General features: G+C 58.7%; 13 protein-coding genes. 6 read left to right on the top strand and 7 right to left on the bottom strand.

Features of this window, described 5'->3' with window-relative positions:
• Positions 1-63: 63 nt before the first annotated feature.
• Positions 64-1,491 carry an MFS transporter gene (locus ACU4IU_RS16135; RefSeq protein WP_446657299.1) on the bottom strand — a complete coding sequence of 476 codons (1,428 nt, stop codon included), beginning with the start codon at positions 1,489-1,491 and terminating at the stop codon, positions 64-66.
• Positions 1,492-1,780: 289 nt separating this feature from the next.
• Positions 1,781-2,557, bottom strand: coding sequence for an IclR family transcriptional regulator (locus ACU4IU_RS16140; RefSeq protein ID WP_446657300.1), 777 nt, complete (start codon positions 2,555-2,557; stop codon positions 1,781-1,783).
• A 76-nt stretch (positions 2,558-2,633) separates the two neighbouring features.
• On the opposite strand from ACU4IU_RS16140, the gene ACU4IU_RS16145 reads away from it, so the two are divergent.
• The 6 genes from ACU4IU_RS16145 to ACU4IU_RS16170 all read left to right on the top strand — a co-directional run bounded on the left by ACU4IU_RS16145 (position 2,634) and on the right by ACU4IU_RS16170 (position 8,324).
• Positions 2,634-3,614 (top strand): 2-dehydro-3-deoxygalactonokinase, encoded by a 981-nt coding sequence (locus ACU4IU_RS16145; RefSeq protein WP_446657301.1) that lies wholly within the window; start codon positions 2,634-2,636, stop codon positions 3,612-3,614.
• Complete coding sequence (locus ACU4IU_RS16150; protein ID WP_446657302.1) at positions 3,607-4,221, top strand: 2-dehydro-3-deoxy-6-phosphogalactonate aldolase; 615 nt, start codon at positions 3,607-3,609, stop codon at positions 4,219-4,221. Before ACU4IU_RS16145 ends, ACU4IU_RS16150 begins: the two co-directional genes overlap by 8 nt.
• Entirely contained in the window at positions 4,203-5,405 is a 1,203-nt protein-coding gene (gene dgoD / locus ACU4IU_RS16155; RefSeq protein WP_446657303.1) for a galactonate dehydratase, read from the top strand. Before ACU4IU_RS16150 ends, dgoD begins: the two co-directional genes overlap by 19 nt.
• A gap of 10 nt (positions 5,406-5,415) precedes the next feature.
• On the top strand, positions 5,416-6,720 hold the full coding sequence (locus ACU4IU_RS16160) for an MFS transporter (protein ID WP_446657304.1): 1,305 nt from the start codon (positions 5,416-5,418) through the stop codon (positions 6,718-6,720).
• A gap of 171 nt (positions 6,721-6,891) precedes the next feature.
• Positions 6,892-7,284, top strand: a complete 393-nt coding sequence (locus ACU4IU_RS16165) for a hypothetical protein (RefSeq protein ID WP_181272604.1) — start codon at positions 6,892-6,894, stop codon at positions 7,282-7,284.
• A 68-nt stretch (positions 7,285-7,352) separates the two neighbouring features.
• The gene (locus tag ACU4IU_RS16170; RefSeq protein WP_446657587.1) at positions 7,353-8,324 is read left to right on the top strand and encodes a transposase; all 972 of its coding nucleotides are present in this window, start codon (positions 7,353-7,355) and stop codon (positions 8,322-8,324) included.
• Here ACU4IU_RS16170 and ACU4IU_RS16175 read toward each other — a convergent pair.
• From ACU4IU_RS16175 to ACU4IU_RS16195, 5 genes are all read right to left on the bottom strand, one after another.
• Positions 8,286-8,936: a DUF6994 family protein gene (locus ACU4IU_RS16175; RefSeq protein ID WP_446657305.1), complete on the bottom strand. Its 651-nt coding sequence runs from the start codon at positions 8,934-8,936 to the stop codon at positions 8,286-8,288. The genes ACU4IU_RS16170 and ACU4IU_RS16175 overlap by 39 nt on opposite strands.
• Positions 8,937-8,939: 3 nt before the next feature.
• On the bottom strand, positions 8,940-9,536 hold the full coding sequence (locus ACU4IU_RS16180; RefSeq protein ID WP_446657306.1) for a tetratricopeptide repeat protein: 597 nt from the start codon (positions 9,534-9,536) through the stop codon (positions 8,940-8,942).
• Positions 9,537-9,787: 251 nt separating this feature from the next.
• Positions 9,788-10,471 (bottom strand): hypothetical protein, encoded by a 684-nt coding sequence (locus ACU4IU_RS16185; protein ID WP_446657307.1) that lies wholly within the window; start codon positions 10,469-10,471, stop codon positions 9,788-9,790.
• A 128-nt stretch (positions 10,472-10,599) separates the two neighbouring features.
• Entirely contained in the window at positions 10,600-11,631 is a 1,032-nt protein-coding gene (gene mcrC, locus ACU4IU_RS16190; protein ID WP_446657308.1) for a 5-methylcytosine-specific restriction endonuclease system specificity protein McrC, read from the bottom strand.
• Positions 11,632-11,645: 14 nt separating this feature from the next.
• Entirely contained in the window at positions 11,646-13,871 is a 2,226-nt protein-coding gene (locus ACU4IU_RS16195) for an McrB family protein (protein WP_446657309.1), read from the bottom strand.
• Positions 13,872-13,915 lie beyond the last annotated feature (44 nt).

The following is a 13,915-nucleotide window of genomic DNA, read 5'->3' on the forward strand; positions in this document are numbered from 1 at the left end:
GACTTCCTCCCTGATCCGGAGTGTTTCCTCCGGGCGACGGGAACTCTGGGTGGACATTGCGGTTTAGTGCTGTGGTGCCTGTTGCGGCTGTGAAGTGAACTGCGGTGCGTCGGTCTCCTCGTCCACATTCACCTCGGCGCGAGTCGGCTCCCAGCGGATGACGGTGCAGACGATGAAAGCGGCAAGCGGGAAGAGCGCAACGATGAGGAACGTCGGGCCGAGCCCGACGGACTCCTTGAGCAGCGGGAAGATCAGCAGCCCGAGAGCCGCGCCGAAGGCGCCGATCGCACCGATGAAGCCATTGGCCGTGGCACGCAGTTCGGATCGGAAGGACAGGGAGGACAGACTCTTCCCGTTCGCAGCCGGGCCGACGGAGTGACACAGGATGAACAGCGACGGCAACATGAAGCCCAACCACAGTGGAAGCCGGTCGTAGGCGAGACCGAAGACCACCAGCACGACGAAGACGATCAGGAAGCCCCACTTCGAGGCGATGCGCTGACCAATTTTGGTCGACAGCCAGGCAGAGGCGAAACCGCCGATGATGCCGAAGACATTGAATACCAGCGACCCGACCGTGTTGAAGACGAAGTCGGATCCGAACAGCGCCACAGCGATGATCGGGAGGTACCAGCCCACGCCGAAGTATTGGATCGATTGGACCAGCTGAACAGTGGACGCCAGCACCGTGCGAGGAAGGTACGTGCCGCGGAAGATCAGTCCGAGGTTCTTCACACCCTTATTGGCTGGGGCCGGGCCCTGCGCCTGCCCTTCAGGCGGCTCCTCGGTGATGAACTTCTCGCGATAGATTCGCGACATCGACTTGGCCGCGCCGACGAGACGGCCCTTGCGGGCTTGCCAGGTGGGAGATTCGACGAGGAAGTACGACTGCAGGATGAGCAGTGCCAATGCCACGATTCCGCACACGCCCAACAGATAACGCCAGATGGAGTCACCGGTGCCGAGCTGGTAGAAGACGATGGCAAGCACCAGATTGAGCGACACTGCTGTGTACCAGATGCCCTGCCAAGTGTTGAGCCGTGCCGCATAGCGTCTGGGGGTGAATTCCGCCAACATGGCCATGGCGATTGCGAAGTCGATTCCGTATGCCATACCCACGAACACGCGGCCGAAAGCCACCTGGAATACACCGGTGGCGGTGCAGGCGAGAAGGGCTCCGAGGACGGCGAGAACCTTGGCCGCGATAAGTGGCGGAACGCGGCCGATGCGATCCGCGATGGCACCGCCGATCGGGTTGAAGAGCAACGCGACCCATGACGACAGCGAGGTCAGCAATGCCACCTCACCCGCGCTGAGACTCAGGTCTTCCGTCATCGGTCCCAATCCAGCGCTCATCGCCGAATTGGCGAGTGCCTCGAGGAACAGCCCGCCCAGAAGCAACCACCAGATGATTCCCGCACGGCCGCGAATTCCGGGCCTTGCATCGATATAGTCGGCAACATCGCCGACTCCACGTACTGCAACCTCCATGATGACCTCCTTGTCGGACCTCCACAGGGTCGGACAAGGACAGAGGAATGAAAAAAGGACAGAATCCGACCACTAGTAGGAGGTCTAAGATTCTTGCCCTACAGATTTTCACTCTACTTGACGATGGTCGTGTTGTAAAACACTATTGCTGAGTCGGCTGCTGTTTGTCTTGGCGATTCCCGCTATCCGGGGGCGCGTAGCGGTCAATGTCTGCGTTGTGCTGTCCAATATCCGCGGCGGGCAGCAACTGATCTGCCTCGTAGAATTTCCAAGTGGAGCACTTGTGCTGTCACCCCTGCCGATACCCCAACTTCACCGAAATCTCCCGTGCAGCAGCCTTCATCACCGGCACCAGAGCCTGCATCCGGTCCTTCGGCATGAACGGACGAGTGGCTGACAGCGAAATGCCGGCGACGACCTCCCCGCTTCCGTCCCGAATTGGTGCAGCTACGCACCGTATGCCTGGTTCATTCTCTTCCAGGTCGAACGAGGCTCCATCGTGCGTATAGCCGTTCATCCGTTTGACGAATGACTTCACAGCCGATGAATCTGCCTCAGGATTCTCCGCGACAAAGAGCCGTTCCCACCGATTCTCCTGGCCCAGCAGCAGCGCTTTCCCGACGCCGGTCCGAGTCAAGGGCATCCGGTGGCCGATGCGCGATCGCATCTCCGCCCCACGCGTGCCCGGAATCTTGTGGAGATAAAGCACCGACTCGCCATCTTCGACCGAGAGATGGATGGTGTCCTGCGTCCGTTGGGCCAGAGCCTCGAGACTTTCTCTGGCGACCACCGGCAGCGGGTCTTGGTTGAGAGCGGTAAACCCATACTCGATGAGAGTGGGTCCCAGCCGAAATTCCCCAGGCGACCCATGACGCAGATAGCCCATCTGCACCAACAGCTGAATCATGCGGTGCGCACTCGACCTGCCGAGACCCGTCGTATCGACCACGGCCTTTAACGTCGTCGAGCCGCGCGCCACCGCGCTGATAATCTGCAGTCCCCTGGCCAGGGTCTGCGTGCCCTGGGGGATGGGTTCACTCGAACGTCTGTCAAGGTTCTCGGTCATTCCACCAGTATGTCATCGATCCCACATATAGGGACACGGATAGCACATGATGAACACAGTGACCATAGTGACTTCTATGGCACAACTGGCACCACCCGAGGCCCCACAGATGATCGGCCTCGACTGGGGGACAAGCTCACTGCGAGCGTTCCTCATCGGCAACGGCGGAGAGATCTTCGCCGAACGAAACGGACCGGACGGCATCATGGCCGTCGGTCCCGACTCCACCGACCTGCGAGGCGACTTCTCCCGCATCGCGCAATCCACCATCGGTGACTGGCTCGCGGACTTTGGTGCACTCCCGGTCCTGGCCAGCGGCATGATCGGCTCAACCCAAGGAATCGCCGAGGCCGGCTACCTTGAGCTGCCAACCGACCTGACAACTCTGGGTAAGCACCTCACAACGGTCGAACTCGAAAATGTCGACCTTCGCATCGTCCCCGGCCTGCAAAAGACCGCGAGCGAGAAGAACGCTCCCGATGTGATCCGAGGTGAAGAGACCCAGCTGCTCGGACTGCTCACTCCCGAACCTTTAGAACAGCGCACGGTGGTCCTTCCCGGTACCCATTCAAAATGGGTGACCAGCGAAGGAACTCGCATCACCGACTTCTCCACGTCGATGAGTGGCGAGATCTTCGGCCTACTGAGCACCTCGTCGATCCTCGCCCGCCTGGCCGAACCTGCCGAAGACTTTCACCTCGAAGCCTTTGACTGGGGAGTAAGCATCGGAGCCGATGACCCCGCCGTCCTCACCTCGTCGCTCTTCTCCGCCCGGACCTGGGCCCTCGACGGGCGCCTGCTCGCCGATGAGGTCAACGACTACCTGTCAGGAATGCTCATCGGCGCCGAGGTGGCCAGCCAGCTGACACCGAACACGGAATCCGCGGAGCCCATCATCATCTGCGGATCGACAAGCCTCACCCAACGCTACTCACGCGCACTCAACCGACTGGGCCGGGAGACAGTCATCGCGGATCCACGCGCGGCCGCCACCGGACTCTTCCGCATCGCTGAACACTCCGGCCTCGTGCCGACTAAGGAGAACGCCCATGACTGACACTGTTCCCGCCGGGCTCATCGCCATCCTCCGCGGGGTCCGCTCCGACGAGGCCCTCGACATCGCCGAAGGCATCGTCGACGCCGGTTTCTCCGCCATCGAGGTGCCACTCAACTCGCCCGACCCGCTCGCCTCGATCTCCGCGCTGGTTGAGAAATTCGGAGACACAGTGGAGATCGGAGCCGGCACGGTGCTCACCGCCGACCAGGTCCACGAATGCCGACAGGCCGGTGCCCGCATCGTCGTCGCCCCCGACACCGACCGCGACGTCATCACGACCGCACTCGAGCTTGGGCTCACCCCATACCCAGGTGCAGCGACCCCGACCGAAGCGTTCGCCGCAGTCAAAGCCGGCGCCACCAACGTCAAGCTCTTCCCATCCTCGGCGATGGGGATCAGCGGAATGAAAGCTTGGCGCGAAGTTCTTCCCAGCGGCACCGAACTATTCCCCGTCGGGGGAGTCGGCGCCGACAATGCAGCCGAGTGGCGAAAGGCTGGCGCAGCCGGCCTGGGCCTCGGCTCCTCCCTTTATCGCCGAGGCGACCGCCCCGACGACGTCCGCACCCGGGCCCAGGCGATCGCCTCGGCGTGGGCTCAATCCTTCTGACATCAACGACGATCACCGAACGAAAGGTAAAAACAATGAAGATCACGTCGATGACGACGTTTACCGTGCCGCCGAGGTGGCTGTTCCTCAAGATCGAAACCGACGAGGGGATCGTCGGTTGGGGTGAGCCGATCATCGAGGGCAAGGCCGCCACCGTGGCCGCCGCCGTCGATGAGCTTTCCGACCTGCTCATCGGCAAGGACCCCGCGAACATCGAAGACCTGTGGACGATCATGTACCGCGGTGGCTTCTACCGGGGCGGGCCGATTCTCATGAGCGCGATCTCCGGCATCGATCAGGCGCTGTGGGACATCAAGGGCAAGGCGCTCGGCCAGCCGGTTCATCAGCTGCTCGGCGGAAAGGTCCGTGACCGGATCCGCACCTACTCATGGATCGGCGGTGACCGTCCCGGCGATACGGCGGCAGCCGCGCTGGAGACGAAGAACCGCGGCTTCACGGCCGTGAAGATGAACGCAACCGAGGAGCTGCAGTTCATCGACTCCTACACCAAGGTCGATCAGGTCATCGAAAACGTCCAGGCGGTCCGCGAGGCCACGGGCGCTGACTTCGGCATCGGCATCGACTTTCACGGCCGCGTGCACAAACCGATGGCCAAGGTCCCCATCAAGGAGCTCGAGCCATATCGGCTCCTGTTCATCGAAGAACCCGTACTGTCCGAGCACTTCGGTTCGCTTCGCGACGTCATGGCGAATACACCCACACCGATCGCACTGGGGGAGCGGCTGTTCTCCCGCTGGGACTTCCGCGAAGTGATCGCCTCCGGTGCCGTAGACATCATCCAGCCGGATGTCTCTCACGCTGGTGGCATTACTGAGACGCGGAAGATCGCGATGATGGCCGAAGCCTACGACGTGGCGCTCGCGTTGCATTGCCCTCTGGGCCCGATTGCGCTTGCCGCTTGCCTCCAAGTTGATGCCGGAAGTTACAACGCGTTCATCCAAGAGCAGAGCCTGGGTATCCACTACAACATGAGCAACGACCTGCTCGACTACGTCACCGATGCGTCCGTCTTCGACTACGACGACGGAATGATCACGATCCCGGACGGCCCGGGCTTGGGCATCGAAGTCAACGAAGAGTATGTCATCGAGCGCTCGGCTGAGGGCCACAGGTGGCGCAACCCGATCTGGCGTCACGCTGACGGCTCGTTCGCGGAATGGTGAGGAGAGACGAATGACGAAGCTCGACAACCTCACGGTCACCAAACCGACCCGAATCCGCTACATCATCGCGGTTCTGCTCTTCGTTACCGTCGTCATCAACTACATGGACCGGGCAAACCTGTCCATTGCGATGCCGGCACTGTCTCAGGAATTCGATCTCACCACGGGCCAGCAGGGTCTTCTGCTCTCGGCATTCGGATGGACCTACGCTGCGATGCAGCTGCCCGGTGGGTGGCTCGTCGACCGAGTCCGACCGCGAGTCCTCTACGCCTCCTGCCTCGTGCTGTGGTCGCTGGCCACTTTGTTCATGGGAATGTCCGGAGGCTTCATCGCGCTCATCATCCTGCGACTCATGGTCGGCGGGTTCGAAGCACCCGCCTACCCCATCAACAACAAGGTCGCGACCGCATGGTTCCCAGAGCGTGAACGCGGCCGCGTCATCGCTTTCTACACGTCCGGTCAGTTCATCGGGCTCGCGCTGCTGACCCCGGTGTTGTCGTGGCCGCAGACAGTGCTGACTTGGCATTGGGTGTTCATCCTCACCGGTGTAGTCGGCATCATTTGGGCCGGGATCTGGTGGTTCGTCTACCGGGAGCCCCGCGACAAGGCTGGCGTCAACCAGGCCGAAATCGACCTCATCGCTTCGGGCGGTGGACTCGTTGACGTCGAAACCGGCGTGAAGAAGGAAGCGAAACCGAAGCTCAAATGGTCCGACGTCAAGGTCGTGTTGACAAGGCGGAAGCTGTGGGGCATCTACCTCGGCCAGTTCTGTCTGACGTCGACGCTGTGGTTCTTCCTTACTTGGTTCCCGACTTACCTCGTCGACTATCGCGGTATGGACTACATCGAGTCGGGCTTCATGGCGTCACTGCCGTTCATTGCAGCTCTCGTCGGTGTGCTGCTGTCAGGCACGGTCTCAGACCTTATGGTCAAGCGAGGCTTGTCACTGGGAATGGCCCGGAAGCTGCCGATCATCATCGGTCTGGCGATGACCGTGTTCATGCTCGGTGCGAACTACACCGACTCATCGGCATGGGTCATCGTGTTTATGTCGATCGCCTTCTTCGGCAACGGTTTTGCCTCGATCACTTGGTCGCTGGTCTCTGCCCTAGCACCGGAAAGGCTGTTGGGTCTGACCGGAGGCATGTTCAACTTCATCGGCAACCTCTCGTCGATCGCCACCCCGATCGTCATCGGTTTCCTCGTCACCGACATCGACTTTGCGCCAGCTTTCGTCTACATGGCTGCAGTCACGATCGTCGGCGTGCTGTCGTACGTGTTCCTAGTTGGGAAAGTTGAGCGTGTGGAGGCATAGGCACTACTTCAGGCTCCGGGCGATCCGACGGTTGCGGGCTTCGATGAACTCATTGTTTGCCTGCAGATAGTCGATTAGGTTGTTCGGAGTCTTCGGGACAGCCGGGGTCGAGAAGCCCTCTGTGTCAGGCTGGTTGTGAGCCACTCCGGATAAGAGAGGAACCGGAGCACCATGGCCATCACCCCCGGATACACTGTCGAAGAGATCCGAAACTTCGTCTACCAACACGAGAAGATCCCACACGGGTATAAATCCCTGTGGTTAGCGGAGCAAGAGTTCAGCCGCCACCAGTTCAGGAAGTGGCGACTAGCGACATTCAACGGTGACCTCGACCGTGGCCTGATCCCACGGTCACGGGCAGGCAAAGTTCCCTACAACCCGAGGCAACTGATGCAATCATCAATCGAAGAAAACCAAGCCAAACGTATCGCCGAACTCGAAGAACGCAATGCTCAACTCGAGGCAGCGAACGAAGCCTTGGGAAAAGCTATCGGGCTCTTGCACGATCGGAACGCACAAGAGCCCGACGTAACCCCGACGACGCCGAAGCCGGGCAATTCCTGACCATCGAGAACTCCCTGGTCATCGAACTGACTGACGTTCTGTCCTCACAGCGGAAGGCATTGGCGCTGGTGGGCCTGGCCCGATCGGTGTGGCACTACCGGGTCAATCCTCGTCCCCGACTATCTGACCCGATAGAGCAGAAGCAGCGGGACTACTCGACGCGGATCGGTGCTGCCGACCGGCAGAGCATTGCGGAGCGGATCCAGGCCGGTTGGCTGCAGGGCCGGTCAGTGGATGCGTCGTTTGCTTCAGCGTGGGACGAGGGTGTGATGTTGGCATCCAGGCGCACATGGTGGCGTATTGCTGAGGCGATTGTGGATCAGTCGCAGCGGCCCCGGGTCCCGTCCCGGGGTGAGACGAGGACGCCCCGAGTAGCACCTGTGCTGGTGGCTACCCGTCCGGGGCAGGTGTGGAGTTGGGACATCACGGATGTGGAGTCGATCTGGAGTCGGGTGACGTACAAGGCATACTCGATCATCGATATCTTCTCCCGCAAGATCGTCGGTTACCGGGTCGAGTCCCGCGAGGTCGATGATTTGGCTGTTGAGATGTTTGAGGCCGCGATCGCCGAGCACGGTGTGCCTGAGTTTGTGCATGCCGATTCGGGAGCGGCAATGAAGTCGAATGCGTTGAAGAACGCACTCGAGGCATACGGGGTGGAGTTATCGCATAACCGACCGTATGTGTCTAATGACAACCCGTATTCGGAATCGGAGTTTCGGACGATGAAGTATCGCCCGGACTATCCGAAGACGTTTGAATCACTCGAGGCGGCTAGAGCCCACATCGATGCCTATGTCGTCTGGTACAACACGGAGCACCGGCATTCAGGGATCGCGTTGTTCACCCCGAATCAGGTCCATGACGGGTCGTGGGAAGAAGCGTGGAACGCCCGGGTGAAGGCGAATGATGAGTATTACGCCAGGCATCCCGAGCGTTTCCATGCGCCACCGCAGGTGCCGAAGCCGGCCGGTGTGGTCGGTATCAATCACGAACCAGTCCTAGTTGAAGTCCAAGAAATCACTGCTGAAGCAGCGTGAGTGACTCCAAACAGCTTGACACCCCGCGAAGTCATCGAAATGATGAAGAAACTTGACCTGCGAAGTTCGGCTGTCCCAGAGGTCATCGAGAAGGAAGAACTCGACGTACTCCGGGAAACTTGAGAACAGTGCGAAGAAGTCGGCGTATCTCTGCAGCGCTGCTGACAAGGGGCTCGCTTCACCACGATAGTGCCGGCGGATGCATTCGAGAGTGAGGTCGAAGCGGTCGGCGATGCGCGGGTGAAATCCCCTAGCACCGTTGATTGTGGCAGCCCCATCGACGCGATTGCCAGGAAAGATGATCGAACTGCCGATCGTGTAACCGAGATCAGGCGGCAACGATTCGGACGGAATCTCCCTCAGGATTCTGGCAGCGCGGCCCTTCAGCTGTGTAGTGATTGCGTCACTGGATAGCGGGAATCTTCCGAGACTTGATTCGTGAAGTAGATAGACACGTTCACTCTTCGTGAGTATGAATGTATGGCCCGATGGCAGTTGCTTGCTCCAGAGAGCCCGGTGATACTCGCGCAGCGTCGGGCTGAGGAGGTCAGGGTCCTTTCCGGCTGGCGTGTCATCGCGAAAGTCAAAGGCGACGTCAATCTGAGTAGTCATGTTTCAGATCGTAGTGTCGGACTTCGCGAGAGCCTCGGAGATCTGCTGAACGTAGGCGGCGTCACCTTGAGCGTAAGCGATACGCATGAGGTGGCGAGCTGCTAGGTTGTAACCCGCTTTCCACGATCGCGCCAACCACTTGCGCGCGGCATTGAGATTACCAGAGTTCTCGTTGTTGATACCTAAGGCGAACATCGCAAATGGGTGTAGAGCGTGGGCTGACTTATCGATCCAATAGTTGTACTCATCCAAACGACCGGACCGCTTATACATGAAGGCTAATGAGCACATTGAGTCGTTGTTCCCTTGGTCGGCAGCCTTCAGCCACCACTTTTCAGCGTCAGTCGTGTTGCCGCCATTCGACAGCATTCGGCCAACGCTGTGCATTGAACCCACGCTGCCCAGTTCTGCGGCGCGAGTTGTCCAATACAGTTCTTGCTCATCGTCACCACTTTGAATCGCGATCCACGCCATACCCAGCGCGCCGCCAATATGAGATTCGGCGATAGGGCGCCAACAATCTTCTGCCTCTTCTCGTCGACCGTTCGCCTCAAGCGCTCTGCCTCGTTCGAAGAGAGCATCGGATTCGTCCGATTGCAAAATAGACCTCCTTTGGTCGTTTGTGGGCTAACGATGAGCCGTCTGCTTGAGACACCGGAACACCGCTGACTTCGGTCCTCGAATTCGACGATGATTGCGGAGGGATTCGTGGCCTTGGTCGTCGGTGTGCAACTGATTCCAAAGACGCCGTAGGCTCAGCTGCTTAGACTCTGTGCTCACCTTTTTGAGTTTCGGGTGGTTGCACTGCGCCGATGCGAAGAACAGCAACAATACTGCCCCATCTGTCATATTCAGTCGGTGAGTTCCCTCCCGGATGCTGCCCTCCACGCAATATGGTCAAGTGTCCGAGGGTCGACGTTCATTGTCTTGGCCGTTTCAGTGATCAGTTCGACTGCACGTTGGCCATCCAGCTCGGTCTCTTCGCCGAGGGCGTGCGCAAGGAATCGGAGGATCATGCGGTCAGGTTTGACCGAAGGCATCCCCGCGAGAATGAGCAAGTAGTTATAGGTGACTCCCGAGCTTTGGCTGGGCAGGCGCTTCCACTCGCGAATGACGTCATTGTCCAGTTGGTTGTCCTCCACTTTCGACCTCAATTCGGGGACCGTATCGATCTTGAGCCCGGTCATGAGTCCGGCCGCCTGCTCAATGATCTCAGCCTTCAGCTGAGCACCAGGCCGAGTATTCGCAGGCTTGAGGTTATGCGCGATCGTTGTTGCCCACTCACGGGCGCCTCCTGCATTCTGAATAGACCTGGTGAGTGCTTGGGCCCCGTCGTTCGCGCCGCCCGAAGCCTTGTATCGTTCGATCACATTGACTACAGACGAGTAGTGGGAACCCGTTGAATAGATCGAGTCGATGATGCATAACGCCAGGCTGTTCGGATATCCGTCGGGAGTCGTCCAAACAGTCGGATCACCAAGGTTGGTCTCGCAGTACGTGACCAGCGTTTTGATCTCAGCTTCGGTGACTGTCATGTTTCAATCCATTCTCTTGGAAACTTGATGTCGATGACACTACAGCTGGCCTCTGACACAAGGACGCGAAGAGCGAATCGAGTGTCTGAACTGGCTTGTCTTATCGAGAGAACAATTCCTCACACGAATCAATCTAGCCAAGTCGCGATCTCTTCAAGCTGTGCATGAAGCAGGTCCCAGGGCAGATTAAGGTCCAAGGTCCGCGCGGCTATTCGGTTGCCTTGAATGGTGACATCGAGGTCAGGTTGTAGTTCAGCATCGGTTTTTGCATAGAGCAACATTCCGCTGACTGATCCGTTTTGACCGACATCTGCGTTCCTCGTGTACGCCAGGATCTGATAGATATGCGCCGAGCGGATTGAACTCTTGCCGTACTGGCTGACTTGCATAGATTCGGAATAGTACTTCGCATCAATGATGACCGTTCGACCTCCTCGCCGCAGAGTGATGTCCGTAAACATCGCCGGCAGCTGGTTCACCCCTGACGCGTGCTCGCCGTCTATATTCCATCGAACCTTTGCCGCAGTAGGCGAGAGCTCGGGATGGTGAAGTCGATAATATTCTCGGAGGAAGCGCTCATACAGGCTGCTCATAGCCTCGTCGGTCACCCAGGTCGAGAGGCTATTCGCACCCGAATCCTCAGTTGGAAGGAGTCCACGTATGACAAGCTCGCAGGTACCCATGAGCATGCGATAGGTGGCACTGGAACGATTGAAACTCAACTGACTCCACCGAATGCTCGCAGTCGCAACCAGTTCGACTGAGTCGAAGTACGGCAATAGTCGCCGAAGAGCGTCCTGCCGTTTCCTCGAAACCGAACCCTTGCGGATCAGGAGAATCATGACGCATTTGAGGATCCGGTTGTGGAGTGTGTCGAGCTCATACTCGTCGAATTCGCAAACGACGCGTCCACGAACCATCGACAGTGCTGCTGAGGTACGAGTGAGGTCGATCCGGCCTCGGACGGTGGCGAGTTCCTCCGACCGACGACGGTAGTCACGATGAAGACCTTGTTTGACCTGGGAGCCGATACCACGAATGAGAATCTCGGCGAATAGATCATGGATGGTCTCGAAGTCCTCGCCGGCGAATCGGTCTTGGCCCTTGGCGCGGATGTCTCTGAACGCGTACGCCATCATCACGTATACGTTGCGGATCACGATGGACCGGTCTCTCACTCGATCGAGGCTCTCAAGGTGATAGCCCACTGGTCAGCCTTGGCCGGCTCGTCGAACCAGTATTCTTCGAGCAGAGGAACAAGTTCATCTTCGACAACCGACTGCAGCCAGCCTGCAAGCTCTTCCTCACCTGGTTCGACCACAGAAGGAATCGACAAGTAGCTGTGACCGATTGCGAAGCCGTGGCCAAGCGCCGGATCAGAGGCGATTTCGGCATTGAGCTCAATGACTCGCTCAACCAGCCGGTCGAACGACAGGCTTTCAAGTGCCTTCTGGCGACTAGCGAACCCCTCAGTTCGGAATCCAGGGGCAATTTCGAAGAACCCGAAGCGGCGACGCAACGCATAGTCGAGAACAGCGAGACTACGATCGGCAGTGTTCATCATGCCAATGATGTGAACGTTGGGTGGGACCGAGAAACTCTCGTCTTTATAGAGAAGCCTGAGCTCAGTCCCACGTTTATCGCTCTCGATGAGCATCAGCAGTTCCCCGAAGATCTTGGAAATGTTGCCTCTATTGATCTCGTCGATGATGAAGAAGTAGGGGCGGGTTGGATCGTCGGCTCTGGCATCTTCGCAGAATCGGTAGAACGGTCCTTCGGTGAGGGTGAACCCGCCGGATTCTCTCGGGCGATACCCCATCAAGAAGTCCTCGTAAGAATAGCTCTGATGGAATTGGACGATCTGGACCCTACTGGGATCTTGCTCGCCGATCATAGAATAGGCAAGTCGTTTCGCAGCGTAAGTCTTTCCGACCCCAGGAGGACCAGCGAGAATGACGTTCTTTTTGCGAATCAGCAATGACCTGAGTCTTAAATACCGCTCTTCAGGCAGGAAGACGTCTCTGAGGAAGTCGTCACGGGTGTAGGTGCGGATGTCCTTTGGCTGTTCGCTTGCGTCCGGCTCGTCCTCACCGACGATGAGTGCTTCCAGCTGTTCAATGAGGTCATGCTGTGAAGTGATGTCGGTGAGGGTCTTCAAAGGCGCGTCTCGCGTGAGCGCCCATTGTCCTTTATGAGTCCAGTCCACTGAACGAATGTGTCGATATTCGCTGCGGTCATGATCGTATCGAGCCTCCGAAGTGACCTGGCCGCGCCCGAGAACCTCACGTCGTCCACTCTTGACGTAGACCACGTCTCCAATCTCGATCTCGTTCTGGAACTGCCACAGCGCAAGGACACTGTTCTTCAGAGAACTCCCGGTGCCGTCGGCATCAAGTGCACGTCGGATCTCATCTCGGTTGCTGTATGCGGCGAGGTCTCCGAGGTCATCCCAACCGATGGCCATGATCTTGGTTGAGTGGAATTCATTCCACTCTGAAGCCTGACGGCCGGGCGCATAAAGCCAATAGCGCCGAGGTCGTGGTTCCATCAGATCGTCCGCAGACTGGTCTGAAGCGGCCACATTTCGCGCGGGCTTCCAGTTCTCCTTGACGCCATCGCTCCAGAAGTCGAACTCCCCGTCGATTTCCTTAGCCAGGAAAGCGCGGATCGCCAGAAGGTCTCGGTCAATGTGGGCGGGTGAATCTCCGCTGGCACCGTCGATTCGGTCCGCAAATGCGTTTCGAATCTGCTTCTTCTGGTTAGCAGACGGGATTGGCTCGAAAACCTCCGGATGAGCGAGGAACTGGAACGTGTTCCGCATGTCAGTCCGGTTGTCACCGGAGTCGATCATCACCTGCTGCAACTGCCACGGGTCTGACCGAGCGGCGGCGCGGTCGTCCTCGGAGAGTTGGCTCCAATGGATGATGAAATCGGCTACCCAAGACAGGTGGTCACTGATGGCGCTGAGATAGTAGGTGCTGGGTTCGAACCCACCGGTTTCAGACGGGCGCGCCAACCATTCGGACATCGGTTCGGGGATGTCCGCCGGGGGATCCAACAATGCGAGGAGATCCTCAACATGTTCCCGCCTGGTCGAAGGACGGATCCCATTCAATGGGTGTTCGCGGAGAAATACGAGTTCGGCAGCTAGTAGCACCACTGGGCGCGAAGCACCGGCGAGCTGTATGCCCAACTTATCCCACTGAGACATATCGCTGCCAGGGCTTGGATCTGTCTGGACCCTTGACCGGAGTTCGTCCGCTCCGGCCGCGGTCCAGACTTCCGTCGTAGGGTCGATGACCGACCGCTTGTCACCGAGCATGTGAGAGATCAGTTCACCGGCCTGGTGCGCGATATTCATGTCGAGCTGACGGCGGGAAGCGGCGATGTCGTTGTCCATAGCTCAACTGTAGTGCTCGACGAACCGTCTGCCTCACACCTACA

Source organism: Brevibacterium sp. CSND-B09, assembly GCF_052906525.1.

Excerpts from the sequence above, each read along its gene's own strand:
- ACU4IU_RS16135 (WP_446657299.1), bottom strand. The coding sequence starts at position 1,491 with ATGGAGGTTGCAGTACGTGGAGTCGGCGATGTTGCCGACTATATCGAT.
- ACU4IU_RS16140 (WP_446657300.1), bottom strand. The coding sequence starts at position 2,557 with ATGACCGAGAACCTTGACAGACGTTCGAGTGAACCCATCCCCCAGGGC.
- ACU4IU_RS16145 (WP_446657301.1), top strand. The coding sequence starts at position 2,634 with ATGGCACAACTGGCACCACCCGAGGCCCCACAGATGATCGGCCTCGAC.
- ACU4IU_RS16150 (WP_446657302.1), top strand. The coding sequence starts at position 3,607 with ATGACTGACACTGTTCCCGCCGGGCTCATCGCCATCCTCCGCGGGGTC.
- ACU4IU_RS16160 (WP_446657304.1), top strand. The coding sequence starts at position 5,416 with ATGACGAAGCTCGACAACCTCACGGTCACCAAACCGACCCGAATCCGC.
- ACU4IU_RS16165 (WP_181272604.1), top strand. The coding sequence starts at position 6,892 with ATGGCCATCACCCCCGGATACACTGTCGAAGAGATCCGAAACTTCGTC.
- ACU4IU_RS16175 (WP_446657305.1), bottom strand. The coding sequence starts at position 8,936 with ATGACTACTCAGATTGACGTCGCCTTTGACTTTCGCGATGACACGCCA.
- ACU4IU_RS16185 (WP_446657307.1), bottom strand. The coding sequence starts at position 10,471 with ATGACAGTCACCGAAGCTGAGATCAAAACGCTGGTCACGTACTGCGAG.
- ACU4IU_RS16195 (WP_446657309.1), bottom strand. The coding sequence starts at position 13,871 with ATGGACAACGACATCGCCGCTTCCCGCCGTCAGCTCGACATGAATATC.